The organism is Streptomyces sp. NPDC017095 (assembly GCF_044332325.1).
Taxonomy (GTDB): Bacteria; Actinomycetota; Actinomycetes; order Streptomycetales; family Streptomycetaceae; genus Streptomyces.
This window is the reverse complement of the sequence record NZ_JBIROU010000024.1, coordinates 56,605-72,294: the sequence shown is the minus strand read 5'-3', so window position 1 is coordinate 72,294 and position 15,690 is coordinate 56,605. Positions and strand designations below refer to the sequence as shown.

General features: G+C 74.3%; 19 protein-coding genes. 9 read left to right on the top strand and 10 right to left on the bottom strand.

Going from position 1 to position 15,690, the window contains the following annotated elements; translation table 11 throughout:
• Nucleotides 1-206: 206 nt before the first annotated feature.
• The 5 genes from ACH4OA_RS32575 to ACH4OA_RS32555 form a co-directional block, all read right to left on the bottom strand.
• The gene (locus ACH4OA_RS32575; RefSeq protein ID WP_365873859.1) at nt 207-404 is read right to left on the bottom strand and encodes a hypothetical protein; all 198 of its coding nucleotides are present in this window, start codon (nt 402-404) and stop codon (nt 207-209) included.
• Nucleotides 405-596: 192 nt separating this feature from the next.
• Nucleotides 597-1,472, bottom strand: coding sequence for an undecaprenyl-diphosphate phosphatase (locus tag ACH4OA_RS32570; RefSeq protein ID WP_397941382.1), 876 nt, complete (start codon nt 1,470-1,472; stop codon nt 597-599).
• Nucleotides 1,473-1,765: 293 nt separating this feature from the next.
• A complete protein-coding gene (locus ACH4OA_RS32565; RefSeq protein ID WP_397941384.1) occupies nt 1,766-2,236 on the bottom strand; it encodes a winged helix-turn-helix transcriptional regulator in 471 nt (156 codons plus the stop codon).
• 56 nt (nt 2,237-2,292) lie between these two features.
• A complete protein-coding gene (locus ACH4OA_RS32560) occupies nt 2,293-2,736 on the bottom strand; it encodes a protein kilB (protein WP_397972978.1) in 444 nt (147 codons plus the stop codon).
• A gap of 33 nt (nt 2,737-2,769) precedes the next feature.
• A complete protein-coding gene (locus ACH4OA_RS32555; protein ID WP_397972975.1) occupies nt 2,770-3,570 on the bottom strand; it encodes a TVP38/TMEM64 family protein in 801 nt (266 codons plus the stop codon).
• Nucleotides 3,571-3,778: 208 nt separating this feature from the next.
• Here ACH4OA_RS32555 and ACH4OA_RS32550 point away from each other — a divergent pair, with 208 nt between their 5' ends.
• Entirely contained in the window at nt 3,779-4,624 is an 846-nt protein-coding gene (locus tag ACH4OA_RS32550; RefSeq protein ID WP_397941388.1) for a spermidine synthase, read from the top strand.
• Between the two features lie 39 nt (nt 4,625-4,663).
• On the opposite strand, the gene ACH4OA_RS32545 is transcribed toward ACH4OA_RS32550, so the two are convergent.
• Complete coding sequence (locus ACH4OA_RS32545; protein WP_397972972.1) at nt 4,664-5,770, bottom strand: hypothetical protein; 1,107 nt, start codon at nt 5,768-5,770, stop codon at nt 4,664-4,666.
• A gap of 62 nt (nt 5,771-5,832) precedes the next feature.
• Here ACH4OA_RS32545 and ACH4OA_RS32540 point away from each other — a divergent pair, with 62 nt between their 5' ends.
• A complete protein-coding gene (locus ACH4OA_RS32540; protein ID WP_365873845.1) occupies nt 5,833-6,294 on the top strand; it encodes a DUF4442 domain-containing protein in 462 nt (153 codons plus the stop codon).
• A 265-nt stretch (nt 6,295-6,559) separates the two neighbouring features.
• Here the strand turns inward: ACH4OA_RS32540 and ACH4OA_RS32535 are convergent, their stop codons facing one another.
• The gene (locus tag ACH4OA_RS32535; RefSeq protein ID WP_397947195.1) at nt 6,560-7,447 is read right to left on the bottom strand and encodes a YbhN family protein; all 888 of its coding nucleotides are present in this window, start codon (nt 7,445-7,447) and stop codon (nt 6,560-6,562) included.
• Between the two features lie 765 nt (nt 7,448-8,212).
• On the opposite strand from ACH4OA_RS32535, the gene ACH4OA_RS32530 reads away from it, so the two are divergent.
• Nucleotides 8,213-8,863, top strand: coding sequence for a DedA family protein (locus tag ACH4OA_RS32530; RefSeq protein WP_365873841.1), 651 nt, complete (start codon nt 8,213-8,215; stop codon nt 8,861-8,863).
• Nucleotides 8,864-8,986: 123 nt separating this feature from the next.
• On the opposite strand, the gene ACH4OA_RS32525 is transcribed toward ACH4OA_RS32530, so the two are convergent.
• Nucleotides 8,987-9,514, bottom strand: a complete 528-nt coding sequence (locus tag ACH4OA_RS32525) for a gamma carbonic anhydrase family protein (RefSeq protein WP_365873839.1) — start codon at nt 9,512-9,514, stop codon at nt 8,987-8,989.
• Between the two features lie 109 nt (nt 9,515-9,623).
• On the opposite strand from ACH4OA_RS32525, the gene ACH4OA_RS32520 reads away from it, so the two are divergent.
• The 3 genes from ACH4OA_RS32520 to ACH4OA_RS32510 all read left to right on the top strand — a co-directional run bounded on the left by ACH4OA_RS32520 (nt 9,624) and on the right by ACH4OA_RS32510 (nt 11,700).
• Complete coding sequence (locus ACH4OA_RS32520; protein WP_397972970.1) at nt 9,624-10,388, top strand: acyltransferase; 765 nt, start codon at nt 9,624-9,626, stop codon at nt 10,386-10,388.
• A gap of 138 nt (nt 10,389-10,526) precedes the next feature.
• A complete protein-coding gene (locus ACH4OA_RS32515) occupies nt 10,527-11,099 on the top strand; it encodes an XRE family transcriptional regulator (RefSeq protein ID WP_365873835.1) in 573 nt (190 codons plus the stop codon).
• A gap of 43 nt (nt 11,100-11,142) precedes the next feature.
• On the top strand, nt 11,143-11,700 hold the full coding sequence (locus ACH4OA_RS32510) for a YbaK/EbsC family protein (protein ID WP_365873833.1): 558 nt from the start codon (nt 11,143-11,145) through the stop codon (nt 11,698-11,700).
• A gap of 90 nt (nt 11,701-11,790) precedes the next feature.
• Here ACH4OA_RS32510 and ACH4OA_RS32505 read toward each other — a convergent pair whose 3' ends face one another.
• Nucleotides 11,791-13,011 carry a 4-hydroxybenzoate 3-monooxygenase gene (locus ACH4OA_RS32505; protein WP_397947191.1) on the bottom strand — a complete coding sequence of 407 codons (1,221 nt, stop codon included), beginning with the start codon at nt 13,009-13,011 and terminating at the stop codon, nt 11,791-11,793.
• A gap of 68 nt (nt 13,012-13,079) precedes the next feature.
• The gene (locus ACH4OA_RS32500; RefSeq protein ID WP_397947190.1) at nt 13,080-13,487 is read right to left on the bottom strand and encodes a CoA-binding protein; all 408 of its coding nucleotides are present in this window, start codon (nt 13,485-13,487) and stop codon (nt 13,080-13,082) included.
• A 141-nt stretch (nt 13,488-13,628) separates the two neighbouring features.
• Between ACH4OA_RS32500 and ACH4OA_RS32495 the strand changes: the two genes are divergently transcribed.
• From ACH4OA_RS32495 to ACH4OA_RS32485, 3 genes are read left to right on the top strand one after another with little or no spacing between them, the layout of a single operon-like run.
• Nucleotides 13,629-14,468 carry a hypothetical protein gene (locus ACH4OA_RS32495; RefSeq protein WP_397972967.1) on the top strand — a complete coding sequence of 280 codons (840 nt, stop codon included), beginning with the start codon at nt 13,629-13,631 and terminating at the stop codon, nt 14,466-14,468.
• Nucleotides 14,465-15,004 (top strand): SixA phosphatase family protein, encoded by a 540-nt coding sequence (locus tag ACH4OA_RS32490; protein ID WP_397972965.1) that lies wholly within the window; start codon nt 14,465-14,467, stop codon nt 15,002-15,004. Before ACH4OA_RS32495 ends, ACH4OA_RS32490 begins: the two co-directional genes overlap by 4 nt.
• Nucleotides 15,005-15,040: 36 nt before the next feature.
• A complete protein-coding gene (locus ACH4OA_RS32485; RefSeq protein WP_365941837.1) occupies nt 15,041-15,667 on the top strand; it encodes a YigZ family protein in 627 nt (208 codons plus the stop codon).
• Nucleotides 15,668-15,690 lie beyond the last annotated feature (23 nt).

Genomic DNA, 15,690 nt, shown 5'->3' with positions numbered 1-15,690 from the left:
CCACCCCCCAGGTCATCCGATCGACAGGGGGCAACAGTCATGCCGGGCCCGGAGGCCAGCGGCCCTCTTGCAGGACCGCGAAGAAGATAACGGGGGTGCGTGGTCCGGCCGGGGGCTGCGGGTGCTGCGGACGGGGGGCGGCGCGCGGTCCGGTTGGGGTCGACGAGTGGTCTGCGAGCGGGGGCCGGCGCGTGGTCCGGCGCGGGTCAGGCCGCCTCGGCCACCTGGGCCGCCCGGCCGGTCTGGTCGCGGATCGCCGCGGCCCACTCGACCACCAACAGCTCGTACTCCGCGCGCTCTGCGGGCGACAGGGTCCCGCCCGAGCGCAGCCACAGCGCCCTGATCCGCTCGTTCACCTCGGCGGCGGAGCGCGCGGAACCAGGGGGCGGGGAATCGGGGGACATGCCGCACAGCCTAGGGCTAAAGGCTGACCGTGCGCTACCGGGCGGCTACGCAGAAGGTACCGGGTTGGTCACCGGCACCACGCGATCACCCGTCCGTGGCCGCGCACTCCCGGGCCCCGCCCGGCACCGCCCAGGTCACAGCCGGGCGCCCGCCCCCGGAAAATGGCCGGAACCGGAACGGTGCCGCGCCGGTCAGCTCGCCGACTCCGCCGCGTGCGGGCTCAGCAGGCCCAGGCTGACCAGAGCGATGATCACGATGCCGAGGGCGACGCGGTACCAGACGAACGGCATGAAGCTCTTGTTGGAGATCCACTTCATGAACCACGCGATCACCGCGTATCCCGAGGCGAACGCGATCACCGTCGCGAACAGGGTGGGTCCCCAGGCCACATGGCCCTCGGCCAGCGAGTCCTTCACCTCGAAGGCGCCCGAGGCGAGGACGGCCGGGATGGCGAGCAGGAACGAGTAGCGGGCCGCCGCCTCCCGCTTGTAGCCCATGAACAGACCGCCGCTGATGGTCGCGCCCGAGCGGGAGACGCCCGGGATCAGCGCGCACGCCTGGCAGAGTCCGAAGACCAGGCCGTCCTTGACGCCGAGGTTCTCCAGCGTCTTGCGCTGCTTGGGCGCCCGGTGCCGGCGGCCGGTCTCGTCCCGGGCCGCCAGCCGGTCGGCGATGCCGATGACCACGCCGACGACGATGAGCATGGTCGCGGTGACCCGCAGATCCCGGAACGGCCCCTCGATCTGGTCCTTCAGCGTCACGCCCAGCACGCCGATCGGGATCGAGCCGACGATCACCAGCCAGCCCATCTGCGCGTCGTGGTCGCCGCGCATCGACTTGTCGAACAGCGAGCGGAACCAGGACACGATGATCCGGCCGATGTCCTTGCGGAAGTAGATGAGCACCGCGGCCTCGGTGCCGATCTGGGTGATCGCCGTGAAGGCCGCTCCCGGGTCCTCCCAGCCGGAGAACGCGGCCGTGAGCCGCAGATGCGCGCTGGAGGAGACGGGCAGGAACTCGGTCAGCCCCTGGACGAGTCCGAGGACGAGGGATTCAAACCAAGACATGAAGGCAGAGCGTCCAAGTGCTGAAAGGAGATGAGGTGATCATGTGACGGAGGAAGCGTAGCGGGCCCGGCCGGCGGGGCGGCAAGAGGGGCGCGCGGTTCGCGCACCGGGCAGCTGGGGACGCCAAGTCGACAGCCCCGCACAGCTGTCGGCGTCACGCCGCTCGGTTGTCGGCGGACCCGGGCGGCCGTCGACGGGTGGGCGGCTTGTCGGCGGGTGCGTGCGGCTGTCGGCCTCGCGCCGTCGTCGTCGGCCCCGAGCGGCCGTCGGCGGTCACGCCGTCGTCCTCGGTCCTACGCGGCCGTCGGGCCCGAGACGGTCCAGCCCGGGGCCTGTGGACGGGCCGTCAGGTCCTCGTGCCGCACCGGGTCGCCGCATGCCTGGCACGTCACCACGGGCACCAGCGCGTCGCCGCAGACGTGCTCCACGACCATCGGCAGGTCGGTTCCCCCGCGCAGGTGCCGGTCGCCCCACTCCTTGAGGGTCATCAGCACCGGCTCCAGCTCCAGCCCGGCCTGCGTCGGGCGGTACTCGAAGCGCTGCGGGCGCTCGCTGTACGCGTGCTTGGCGAGGATGCCGGCCTCCACGAGCCGGCGCAGCCGGGCGGCCAGGATGTCGCGCGGGGCGCCGATGTTGCGCACGAGCTGGTCGAAGCGGCCGTTGCCCAGGCAGACCTCCCGCAGGACGAGCAGGGAGTACTTCTCGCCGACCAGCGCGAGGGCGTCGGCGATGGAGCAGGGACGCGGATCCTTCGTGGCGGCCATGGCCCCAGTCTAGGACAGGGTTGGGTTTTCCAACCTGATGCGAGTGCCGCGCCCGGTCACCGGCCCAGGATGCGCCCGGCCGCCCCCACCACCGCGTCGGTCGCGGCGATGGCGGCCTCGCGGCGGGTGGCCAGGACCGTGTGGTCGGCGGACCCGCGCAGGGCGAACGCGGCCAGGGCGGCCTCGCGGGCCGGCTGGGCGAGCGCCGGTTCGAGGACGGAGACGGCGACCAGCGGGGCGGTCACCGCGGAGCGGGTGGCGTGCGAGGCCGCCCGCGCCGCCGCCACGGCCTCCTGGCTCGCGCCATTCAGGACGAGGTCCTCGCGGTGCCACAGGGCCCGCCGGTGGTCACCGAGGGCCGCCACCAGTTCGCCCAGCGCCACGCGCAGCGCCTCCGCCCGCCGCTCCTCGCGGGCGGACCGCTCGCGCCGGAGCTGGAGCAGCCCGGTGAGCGCGCCGCCGAGCAGGGTGCCGGCCACGGCGATGACGCTGGACCACATCGGATGCCTCTTCCCGGCGGACGGACGCGACGGCTACCGGGCGCGCAGCCGATCCCGCTTGCGCCACGCCACCACCGTGCCGACCAGCGCCGGTACGGCGATGCAGGCCATGGCGATCAGGAAGGCGGGAGAGGTCGGCGCGGAGGCGCGGGCGCCGGCGACCGCGTAGGCGGCGGTGTTCGGGATCGAACCGAGGCCGGTGGCCAGGAGGAAGGGCAGCCAGCCCATCCGGGAGACGGCCGCGCAGTAGTTCGCGGCCCAGAACGGCACGCCCGGGAAGAGCCGGAGGGCCAGCATCGACCGGAACCCGTGCCGGCTGAGCTGCCCGTCGGCCGCCTTCAGCCAGCGGCCCCGCAGCAGCGGGCGCAGCGCGTCCTGCCCGAGCATCCGGCCCAGCCCGAACGCCACCCCGGCTCCGAGCACCGTGCCCGCGAGCGCGGTCGCCAGCCCCAGCTGCGAGCCGAACAGCGCGCCCGCGGCCAGGTTCAGCAGGGGCCGTGGCACGAACGCGACCGTGCACAGCCCGTACGCCACCGTGAACACGGCGGCCGCCGCGGCCCCGCCGAGCTGTGGAGGCCAGCCGTGCGTCAGCAGCCGCTGCGGCTCGAACAGCAGCACGCCCGCCGCCGCGCCCGCCAGCAGCGCGAACAGCAGGGACAGCCGGGCGTAGGGAGACAGCAGCGTCCGCGTGCACCGGGCGGCGAACCCGGCGCGCGGAGGCGCGGGCACGGCGAGGGCGCCGGAGGCGGAGGCAGAGGCGGGGACGGAGGCGGCGGCCAGAGCGGCGGCCCGGGGAGAGACCGTGGCGGTGCCAGAGCGGTTGGCATCGAGCATCCGACGACAGTAACCGACGGACATGTGTGATCGCCGTATGGACCGAACTGGCCTGCGGTGAAGGGCGACCACGGACACCGCCGCGCCCGGGTGAACGGGCCGGACAGCGGTGGAGCGGGCGGAGCCGGTGGTGCCCGGGGGAGGTGCCGGCGACGACCGGGGCGGTGTCCGGTGCCGGCCTGGCGGGGGAGGGGCCGACAATGGCCGGGTGAACGCATCGATACCCGTCACCCGCGCCACCGACCACGGCACCGCCCGGCTGATGCCCGACGTCGACCGGGAGCGGGCCTGGCTGCTCACGGTCGACGGGGCCCCGCAGTCGTACGTGGACCTGGACGAGCCCGCCTATCTGGAGTTCGAGTACGCGCGGCGGCTGGGCCATGCGCTGGACACCGTGGCCGAGGCCGGCCGGGCGCTGGACGTGGTGCACCTCGGCGGGGGCGCGCTGACGCTGCCCCGGTACGTGGCCGCCACCCGCCCGGGCTCCCGGCAGGACGTCGTGGACGCCGACCGGGGCCTGCTGGAGCTGGTCACCGAGTGGCTGCCGCTGCCGGCGGACTCGGGTGTCTCGTTGCACGCGGCCGACGCCCGGGCCTGGCTGGAGGCCGCGCCCGACGACCGTGCCGACGTGCTGATCGCCGACGTGTTCGGCGGCTCCCGGGTGCCCGCCCACCTGACCACGCTGGACTACGTCCGCACGGCCGGGCGGGTGCTGCGGCCGGACGGGGTCTATCTCGCCAACCTCGCCGATGCGGCGCCGTTCGGTTTTCTCCGTTCCCAACTGGCCACGGTGTCAGCGGTGTTCGAGGAGGTGGCGCTGATCGCCGAGCCGGCGGTGCTGCGCGGGCGGCGGTTCGGCAACGCGGTGGTCGTGGCCTCGCACCGGCCGTTCGACACCGCCGCGCTGGCCCGGCGCACCGCGGCGGACGCCTTCCCGGCGCGGGTCGAACACGGCGCGGCGGTACGGGAGTTCACCGGGCCGGCGCGGCCGGTGACGGAGGCCGACGCCGTACCGTCACCCGTGCCTCCCGGCGGCTCCTTCGGCATCGGCTGAGCCGGCGGGGGCCGTGGCTGCCCCCGCCACCGGGACCGATCACTCCACGACCGGGTCGCCGTGCAGCCGTACCGTCGCCAGGACCTTCTCCACGGTCGTGTCGGGCAGTTCGTCCTTGACGCCCTTCGCGCCGTACAGCGTCCACGAGACGAAGCTGCCCGTGGAGTTCTTGAAGGCGAACGTGACCGCCTTGCCGTCGGTGTCGCACTTGTCCTTCTTCGGCATGCCGGCGACGTACGACGTCGCGACGCTGCCGGTGAGGCCCGACGCTGTCGTGAAGGACTTCGCCTTGCCGATGTGCAGGTACTTCTTGGCCGCCTCCGACTGGTTGGTGTACCCGCCGAAGGCGAAGGTGGCCGAGTCGCCGCGGGCGATGCTCGCGGTGTCCTTGGCGCCGTTCTCGCCCTTCGTGCCGCTGCCCGCGAGCGCGTGCGACTCCTTGGTGCCGCTCTGCTCGGAGGTGCAGTAGTCGGGCTTGAGGAACGAGGCCCCGGAGAAGCCGATGTACGCCGAGCCGTCGCCCTTCTCCTCGTCCTCGAAGAAGGAGAAGACGCCGGGCCGTTGCACCTCCCAGTCGGCGGGCACGTCGAAGGCCGTGCCGTACTTGGGGTTGACGACGACCTTCCAGCCCGGGACGGTCGGCTTCTCCGTCCCGCCGGCACGCGGGTTGTCGGCCGCGGACGACGTGGGCGAGGCGGGCGCGGTGTCCGTCGGCGACGGGCTCGTGTGCCGACCGTCCTTGCCGTTGTCCGCCTCGTCGTCCTTCGCGCCGCCGCCCAGCACCAGGAAACCGGTGACGGCGGCGGTGACCACGACGGCCGTGGCCGCGACGATCGCGATCAGTTTCGTACGGCCGCCGCCGGACGGGGGCTCCGGCGTGGCGGGCTGGTCGTACCGCGTCGGCTGCCCGTAAGGGCCCTGCGGCGGCTGTCCGTACGGGCCGGCCGGGGGCTGCTGTCCGTAGGGGCCGGCCTGCGGCTGCGCGCCCGGCCCCTGCTGCCCGTACGGGGCGGCCTGCGGAAACTGCTGGTAACCGGGCTGCTGGTACGGGTTCGGCTGCTGCTGACCCGGCTGCTGGTACGGGTTCTGCCGTGGATCGTGCTGCGGGTTCTGCGCGCCCCCTGGCGGCTGCTGATCTGGCCACATGGCCCTAGACCCTAGTGCGCTTCTCTGGCCAGGCTTCCCTACTCGTGAGTAACATGACGGTCATGAGCGCAGACCAGATGTCGATCGGCGAGATGCTCGCCGCCACCGTGCCCATGGCCCGGACCCTGAACCTGGAATTCCTCGAGACCTCGGCGGACAAGGCCGTGGTGTCCCTGCCGGACCAGAGCGCGTACCACAACCACGTGGGCGGCCCGCACGCCGGTGCGATGTTCACCCTCGGGGAGTCGGCCAGCGGCGCCATCGTGCTGGCCGCCTTCGGGGACCAGCTCTCGCGCGCCGTTCCGCTCGCCGTGCGGGCCGAGATCGCCTACAAGAAGCTGGCGATGGGCGCCGTCACCGCCACCGCGACGCTGGGCCGCCCGGCCGCCGAGGTCGTCGCCGAACTCGACGCGGGGCAGCGCCCCGAGTTCCCCGTGTCGATCGAGATCAGGCGCGCGGACGGCGCGGTGACGGGCGAGATGACCGTCCTGTGGACGCTCCGGCCGACCGACCGGGGCGAGTGAGCCGGCCGGCGGGCGGACGCGCCGCCTGACATGAGCGGCGCCGGGCCTCGTTCCGCCCGGCGCCGGATTCCGTTCCGCCGGCGCCGGGCCCCGTTTCGTCTCGCCGGTGTCGTGCCCCCGTTTCCGCCCCGACGGCGGGACGGGGGCGCGGTCGCCTCGGGGCGCACTCACTGGACGACCACGCCGTGGACGGCCTTGGCACCGGCCACCTCTTAAGGCGGCCCGCCGGCCCTCGCGGGTGCTCCGCGGCTCGGCCAAGGCCGGTTCACAGCACCTTCGCGCGGATCAGCGCCGACAGCACCAGCGCGCCCGGCAGCAGCGGCACCCAGTCCGTGAGCACCCGGTAGCCGATGACGGTCGCCGTGGCCATCGCGGGCTCGGCGCCGAGGGCGACCAGCGTCCACACCATGGCCGCGTCGACCGCGAGTCCGCCCGGCGCGGGCACCGCCCCGCCGGCCGTGCCCGCCGCCAAGTGGGCGAGCACCACCTGCTCCCAGGGCAGCCGCAGTCCGAGCGAGGTCCCGACGCAGGCCAGCGCGCCGGCCTGGGCCAGCGGCAGCGCGGCGGCCCCGCCCCACAGGGCGAGCACCCGGCGCGGCCGGGTGTGCACCAGGCGCGCGTCGGTCAGGGCCGAGCGCAGCAGCCTGGTCACCGGCCGCCGCAACGGCCCGACCAGCAGCAGCGACCCCGCCACCGCGGCCGCCCCGCCCACGGCCACGGCGACCGGGACCAGCAGCCGCCCGTCCGGTACCAGGTCCCCGAAGCGGTCCCGGGCCGGTGACACCGCGAGCAGCGCCAGTAACACCAGTGTCTTGGCGGTGGGTTTGGCCAGCGAGTACAGCCCGATGGACGCGGTCGCCCGGGCCGGCGGCACGCCCTGGCCGCGCAGGAAGCGCAGGGTGACGGCGTGCGCGCCGAGCCCGCCGGGCAGCGCGTGGTTGGCGGCGCCGGCGGCGAACTGCGAGGCGAGCAGCAGCCGCGCCGGCACCCGGTCGGGCAGCGCACCCTGCCGGGCGCAGGCGGCGGCCACCCAGGTCAGACAGGTGAACCCGGCCGCCGCCAGCAGCCACCCCGGGTCGGCCGCGACCAGCCGCCGCACTCCCTCGTCCATGACGGACCGGTGGACCAGGGCCCAGCCGACCGCGAACAGCACGGGAGCCAGGCACAGGGCCAGCCGCGCGACCCGGCCCGCCCGGCGGGACCCCGGACGCCGCGAGACCGGGCCTTCCGGGGCCCGGCTTTCCGGGTCCGGGCCATCCGGGTCCGGGCTTTCCGGGTCCGGGCTTTCCGGGATTCGGCTTTCCGGGGTCCGGCTTTCCGGGGTCCGGGCTTCCAAGATCCGGCCTTCGCGAACCCGGCCTTCCCGGACCCGGCCTTCCCGGACCCGACCTTCCGGGACCGGGCGTTCCGGAGTCGCGGGCTCCGCGCCCGGGTGCTGCGGAGCCGGGCACCCGGCCCCGGGGACGGACGGCTCGACGACCGAGACGGACCCCTTGACGGCGGTCCCCTGGCCGGTGTCCGCGACGGCGGTCCCCGCACCGGTCTCCGCGACGACGGTCCCCGCTCCGGGCCCGTCGGCGACGGTCCTCGGTCCGAACCCCTCGGCGGCGGTCCCCGCACCGGGGCGCGGCTGCGGCAATGGGCGGGGCGGGGAGGGTGGGATCACGAGGAGGTCGTCCTTCCGCGGCGGGCCCCGGGGGCCTGGGAGAAGCGGGCCGGGCGAAACCGCGTGGGAGCCTCCCCCTCCCGGGTGACACGGGGATGTCCGGAAACGTAAGCCGTGCCGGCGCGGCGGTGGCGCGGGCGGGCGGACCCGCGGCCGTTCACCGCCGACCAGGTAGCCTTCCCTTGGGACGCGCTGTGCATGCGGTGCCCCGAAGGCCGGAACGGCGAGGTCAGCGAAGGGGAGGAACCGGCGGTGCACGTCCAGGAATGGCTCGACTCGGTGCCCGCCGCCGTGGTCTACGCCGTGGTGGGCCTGGTGATCGGTCTGGAGAGCCTGGGCATCCCGTTGCCGGGTGAGATCATCCTCGTCTCGGCGGCCCTGATGTCCTCCCAGCACACCGGCGTCAACCCGGTCGTGCTCGGCGCCTGCGCCACCGCGGGAGCGGTGATCGGCGACTCCATCGGATACGCCATCGGCCGCAAGGGCGGACGCCCGCTGCTGGCCTGGCTCGGCCGGAAGTTCCCGCGCCACTTCGGCGCGGGCCATGTGGCCACCGCCGAGCAGTCCTTCCAGAAGTGGGGCATGTGGGCGGTCTTCTTCGGCCGTTTCGTCGCCCTGCTGCGCATCTTCGCCGGTCCGCTCGCGGGCGTGCTGCACATGCCGTACTGGAAGTTCCTGATCGCCAACGTCCTCGGCGGCATCTGCTGGGCCGGCGGCACCACGGCCGTCATCTACTACGTCGGCGTCGTCGCCGAGGACTGGCTCAAGCGCTTCTCCTACCTGGGCCTGGCCATCGCCGTCCTGATCGGCCTGGCCTCGATGCTGATCCTGAAGCGCAAGACGAAGAAGGCCCGGCCGGAACAGCGGGAAGCGGAAGCGGAACCGGTCGGCGCCGGGGACTGACGGCGCCGGGGACTGACGGCGCCGGGGACTGACGGCGCCGGGGACTGACGGCGCCGGGGACTGACGGCGCCGGGGACTGATGGCGCCGGGGACTGACGGCGCCGCCGGTCCGGCCGCGGGTGCCTACTCGTGCACCCCGCGATGCTCCTTCGCCAGATCGGCGTAGAGCGTGCCGTTGAGGGTCACCCCGTCCCGCTCCTCCTCGGTCAGGCTCCGCCGCACCCTCGCCGGCACGCCCGCCACCAGCGACCCGGGCGGCACCACCATCCCCTGCGGCACCAGAGCCTGGGCCGCGACGAGCGACCCGGCCCCGATCACCGCCCCGTTGAGCACGGTCGCGCCCATCCCGATCAGGCAGTCGTCCTCCACGGTCGCCCCGTGCACCACCGCGTTGTGCCCGATCGACACCCGCTCGCCGACCGTCACCGGGAACCCGGGGTCGGCGTGCAGCGTGACGTTGTCCTGCACATTGGCCTGCGCGCCGACGCTGATCCGCTCGACGTCCCCGCGCACCACGGCGCCGTACCAGACACTGGCTCCCGCGTGCAGCGTGACGTCTCCGATCACGGCCGCCGTGGGCGCGACGAACGCCTCCGGGTCGACCCGGGGCTCCTTGCCCGCGATGCCCACGACCAGCGCCTTCTGCGTCATCACCGTCTCCTCGTGTCCGGGGTGTCACCGAACCGTACGACACGGGGTGGGGCACAGATCACAGCAGCCCGCCGTCTCCGCGGAGGCGACCGGTGAGTAACGTGAGCCCGTGCCGAAGCGCAAGAACACGTTCTCATCCTGGCGACACCGCCTGGCCCAGCGCGCCGTCCACGCGGGCTGGGCGTGGGTGCAGCGCAGGGGCTCGGTGACGGCCGAGCACCCCGGCCGCTTCCGCTTCGGCGCGATCGGCGAGGCCACCCGGCTGGCCTTCCCGCTCGGCACGGTCTTCGGCGAACCCTGGATCCGGCTCGGCTCCTACTGCATCATCGGCGAGCAGGTCACCCTCACCGCGGGCCTGATGCCCGACCTGGACCTCGGTCCGGACCCGATCCTGCGCATCGGCGACGGCGTGGTCCTCGGCCGCGGCAGCCATGTCATCGCGGACACGACGGTCACCATCGGCGACGACTGCTACTTCGGTCCGTACGTCTACGTCACCTCCACCAACCACTCCTACGACGACCCGCACCAGCCCATCGGCAAGCAGTGGCCGCGGATGGAGCCGGTGGAGATCGGGCCGGGCTGCTGGATCGGCACCGGCGCGGTGATCCTGCCGGGCGCGCGGATCGGCCGGAACGTGGTGGTGGCGGCCGGCGCGGTGGTCCGGGGCACGGTGCCCGACCACGCGGTGGTGGCGGGCGCCCCGGCCCGGGTCGTACGGCGCTGGACGCCCGGCGCCGGCTGGCAGCCGCCGCTGCGGACGCCCGCGCCCGTGCCGCTGCCGGACGGGGTCACACCGGGCCAGCTGCGGGCGCTGGCGGACCTGGACGAGGACGCGGTCGCCCGGCTGGCCGCGCTGGACGCCGACGGCTGACGGCGTCTGCGGCACGCAGGCTCCGCGGTCCGGGCCGCGCAGTACAGTTTGGTGAACGACCGGGTGCACCGCACCGTAGTCCAGTCGGCTGGACGTCGCTCACCACACCACTGGACCCCCGGGATATTTGGACGCAACGTGTCGGACCTCGAACTCCTGACCCAGTCCCTGGCACGGAACGTCAGGCACTGGCGCTCGGTGCGCGGCTTCACGCTGGACGTGCTCGCCGCCCGGGCCGGTGTCAGCCGCGGCGTGCTCATCCAGATCGAGCAGGCCCGCACCAACCCCAGCATCGGCACGGTCGTCAAGATCGGTGACGCGCTCGGCGTCAGCGTCACCACGCTGCTCGACTACGAACAGGGCCCGAAGGTCCGTGTCGTCCCCGCCGACCGGGCCGTACGGCTCTGGCACACCGAGGACGGCAGCTACAGCCGGCTGCTCGCCGGCACGGAGGCGCCCGGACCGCTGGAACTGTGGGACTGGCGGCTGATGCCGGGCGAGAGCAGCCCCTCCGAGCCGCACCCCGGCGGCACGGTCGAACTCGTCCATGTCACCGCGGGCGAGCTGACGCTCACCGTGGACGGCACGGAGTACCGCGTCCCGGCGGGCGCGAGCGCCTCCTTCGAGGCCAACGTCCCGCACTGGTACGGCAATCAGGGCGACGTACCGATGGAGATGATGATGGCCGTGTCCGTGCCGCCCGTGCCGTGAGACGCCGGTCCGGCGGGCGGGCCGGCCTTGCTAGCGTGCGGCCATGCGCGCACCCATCGGAGACTTCGACACCGCCACTCCCGCCCCGGACTGCCTGGAGGAGCTGACCGCTCCCGTCGCCGACGCCGTACGCGACTGGCAGGGCACGGTCCCGGCCGACCGCATCCTCTACGTCGACACCGACCCGCGCTGGGCGGACACCGCCGTCTTCGTGGAGCACTACGGCCGCGACCTGCTGGAGCGCTCGGCGAACTGCGTGGTGGTCGCGGGCAAGCGGGCCGGCGAGACCCGGCTCGCCGCCTGTGTGGTCCTGTCCACCACCCGGGCCGACGTCAACGGCGTCGTCCGCCGTCAGCTCGGTGCCCGCAAGGCGTCCTTCGCCCCGATGGAGACGGCGACCGGCGAGAGCGGCATGGAGTACGGCGGCATCACCCCGCTCGGACTGCCCGCCGGCTGGCCCGTGCTGGTGGACGCGGCCGTCGCCGACCTGCCCTACGTCCTGGTCGGCAGCGGACGCCGCCGCGGCAAGCTGCTCGTACCGGGCAAGGCACTCGCAGAACTCCCGGGCGCCGTCGTGCTGGAGGACCTGGGCATCGCCTGACCCACCACGGCGCGACGACCGTCGCCGACCACGACCTTACGGGACCCCGGGCCGTCGGCCACGAGTCGTCGGCCCCGGTCCGGTCGGGCGTCAGTATGTGTCGGCCGTGCCGAGGTACTGCTCGGCGAAGGCTGTTGCCGCGGCTGGGGAGGAGAACAGCCGGCGCAGGCGGGCCAGGGTGGTGCCGGCGCGGTAGGGGTCTGGGTGGGAGACGCCGTGGTAGACGTCGGAGAGCCACTGCGAGAACTCCTGGTAGTCCCAGACCCGGCGCAGGCACGCCGCCGAGTAGCCGTCCAGGCCCGTGCGATCCTCCTTCGTCAGGTACGCCACGAGTGCGTCGCCGAGCAGGAACGCGTCGTGCAGGGCGAGGTTCATGCCCTTCGCGGCGATCGGCGCGACGAGGTGCGCGGCGTCGCCGGCCAGGAAGAGCCGGCCGGACACCATCGGCTCCACGACGTAGTTGTGCATGTCCAGCACCCGCTTCTCCAGCAGCCGCCCCTCCGTCAGCGGCGGTCGGTCCGCCGCGTGCAGCCGCCGCCGGAGTTCCGCCCAGACCCGGTCGTCGGGCCAGGCGGCGGGGTCGTCGCCGGGCGGGCACTGGAGGTAGTAGCGGGTCAGCTGCGCACTGCGGGGCATGTGCCCGGCGAACCCGTCGGCGTGCATGCCGAACAGCACCCGGTCGGCGGACGGCGGCGCCTCGGCCAGCAGTGCCAGCCAGCCGATGCCGTAGTCGTGCCGGACGGTCCGCGCCGACGGCGGCAGCGCGGCCCGGCTCGCGCCGCGCGCCCCGTCACAGCCGGCCACGAAATCGCAGTGCACGAGCAGCCGTTCACCGGTGTCCGGGTCGGTGTAGGAGACGGCGGGCCGGTCCGAGTCCAGGTCGTGCAGGCGCACGTCGCGCACGCCGAAGCGGATCGCCCCGCCGCGCACGTCGGCGTACTCGCGCACGAGATCGGTCACGAGCAGCGGCTGCGGGTACACCCAGTGGTGACGTCCCGTCAGTTCCGTGTAGTCGAAGCGGTAAGCGCGTCCTCCGAAGCGGAACTCGCACTCCGAGTGACGCTCCGCCCGTTCCGGCAGCCGCCCCGCCAGCCCGCGCCGCTCCAGCCCGCGTACGGCCCACTCCTCGATGATCCCGGCGCGCGGCCGCTGTTCGATGAACTCCCGGCTCTCGCTCTCCAGGACGAGGCAGTCCACACCGGCGGCCCGCAGGATGGCACCGACGGTCAGGCCGGCGGGCCCGGCGCCCACGACGACGACCGGGACACGGGTGGCGGAAGGGGAACCGGTGTGGGGGGAAGCAGACGTCACGCGAGCATTATGACGGTGTCCCGTCAGACGGACCGACGGGACACCGGGGGCACGAGGGACGGAAGGGGTTAGGCCAGCCGCGGGATCTCGATCGCCGGGCAGCGGTCCATCACCATCTCCAGACCCGCCGCCCGGGTCCGCTCGTACGCGGCCTCGTCGACGACACCGAGCTGGAACCACACCGCCCGCGCGCCCTTCGCCACGGCCTCGTCGGCCACCGGGCCGGCCAGCTCGCTGTTCACGAACACGTCGACCACGTCCACGTCGAACGGGATGTCCGCGAGGGAGGCGTAACCCGGCTCGCCGTGCACCGTCTCGGCCTTGGGGTGCACCGGCACGATCCGCTTGCCGAACCGCTGGAGCACCTGCGCCACGCCGTACGCGGCCCGCCGCTGGTTCGCGGACAGGCCGACCACCGCCCAGGTGTCGCCCGCCTCGGTCAGGACCCTGCGGATCGTCGCTTCGTCGCCGTACATCGGCCGCCTCCTCGTCACTGCGGGAACTGTGTGCCGGGGCAACGCCGGACCGGCGGTGCGGATTCCCTCCGTACCCCGCCACGCTGTCCGGAATCGGCGCAAGCCGCTGCATACGGCCGCGCGCCCGCCTACGCTCGCCCCGTGCTGCGCATCCTCGACGCCCGAACCGGTGAACCCGTCCCCGCCGCGCCCGCCCGCCGCGGTCTGACCCGTATCGAAGCCCATGCCTCCGGCCTGGATCCCACGGCCCTGCGGGTCCTGCTCACCGCCGACCTGCTCGTCCGTGCCCTGGAAGTGGGCGGCACCCCGGTCTGGACGGCCCTGAGCGCCCCGCGCCACCAGGCGGAGCTGCGCACCGCCGCGACCCGCCTCGCCATCCGCCCCTTCGAGGACGGCCGCGACCTCGCCTCGGGCCTCGGCGAGGCCCAGGCCATCCACGTGATGTGCCCGGACGTCACCAGCACGCCGGGGGAGGGGCCGCTGGTGTCGGTGGGCGGGGCCGAGTGGACACCGGGACCGGGGAACGCCGGGAACACCGAGAACGCCGAGAACGCTGAGAACGCCGGCGGGGGCACCAAAGGGTGGCCCACCGGCGGACCCAGCGGCTCTGGCGCCCCCGGTCCGCTCGGCACCCTTCTCGCCGATCCCGCCGCCCTCCGCCTCGCCCTGCTCGCCGTCCCGCGCGGCGAACCCGTGCGGCTGGACCGGGCCGCGCTGGACGCCGCCGCGGACCGCCTCGCCCGCTGGCGGCGGGCCGTCGCCGGCTGGGCGCGGCGGCCCTCGCGGCCGGTCCCCGGCGAGGTCCGCGAGCGGCTGCGCGCCGCCTGGGAGGACGACCTCGACCTGCCCGCCGTGCTCGACGTCCTCGCCGAGGTGGCGAACGCGTCCGGCATCCCGGACGGCGCCCGCTTCGAGACGTACGCCTACGCCGACCGCCTGCTCGCCCTCGACCTCACGCGTGACATCGGCGGACCCGCGTGAACCGGCCGGCGGGCGGGGGTCCGCTGCGCCGGCTGGTGGTGCTGCGCCACGCCAAGTCTGCCTGGCCCGAGGGCGTCGAGGACCGCCTCAGACCGCTCGCCCCGCGCGGGCTGCGCGACGCCCCGGCGGCCGGCCGCGCGCTCGCGGCCGGCTCCCTGCCCGATCTCGCCCTGTGCTCCACCGCCGTACGCGCCCGCCGTACCTGGGAGCTGGTCGCCGCCGAGTGGGCCACCCCGCCGCCCGTGCGCCACGACCGGCGGCTGTACGCGGCCGGTGTGCCGGAGCTGCTCCAGGTGGTGCGCGAGGTGCCGGCCGAGGTGCGTACGCTGCTGCTGATCGGGCACAACCCCGGCCTCGCGGAGCTGGTGACGGAGCTGGCCGCCGACGGCCTCGACGACGCGCTGGAGCGGGTGCGGACGAAGTTCCCGACCTGCGCGGTCGCCGTCCTCTCCTGGCACGGCAGCGGCTGGCCGGCGCTCACCCCGGGCTCGGCCCTGCTCACCTCCTTCACGGTCCCGCGCGGGAAGAAGCGCTGACCGGGCGGGCACCCGGCGCTCGCATAGGCTGGCGGGATGCAGGACGAGTACCGCACAGTGGCCCGCGCGGGCGTGCACGAGACCGAGATCAACCGCTCCCGCTTCCTGTGCGCCCTCGCCCCGGCCGCCACCGAGCGGGAGGCCCAGGAGTTCATCGCCGCCGTGCGCAAGAAGCACGCCGACGCCACCCACAACTGCTGGGCGTACGTCATCGGCGCCGACGCCTCCGTGCAGAAGGCCAGCGACGACGGCGAACCGGGCGGCACCGCCGGCGTGCCCATGCTCCAGATGCTGCTGCGCCGCGACATGCGGTACGTGGTGGCCGTGGTCACCCGCTACTACGGCGGTGTCAAGCTGGGCGCGGGCGGGCTCATCCGGGCCTACGGCGGCTCGGTCGGCGAGGCCCTGGACGCGCTCGGCACGCTCACCCGGCGCCGCTTCCGGCTGGCCACGGTGACCGTCGACCACCAGCGCGCGGGCAAGGTCCAGAACGATCTGCGCGCCACCGGACGCGAGGTGCGCGACGTCCGCTACGGCGAGGCCGTCACCCTGGAGATCGGTCTGCCGGACGCCGACGTGGACGCCTTCCGGGCCTGGCTCGCGGATGTGACGGCGGGCACGGCCGGCTTCGAACTGGGCGGCGAAGCCTACGGAGATGCCTGACAATCGGCGCCAATCGGGCATAA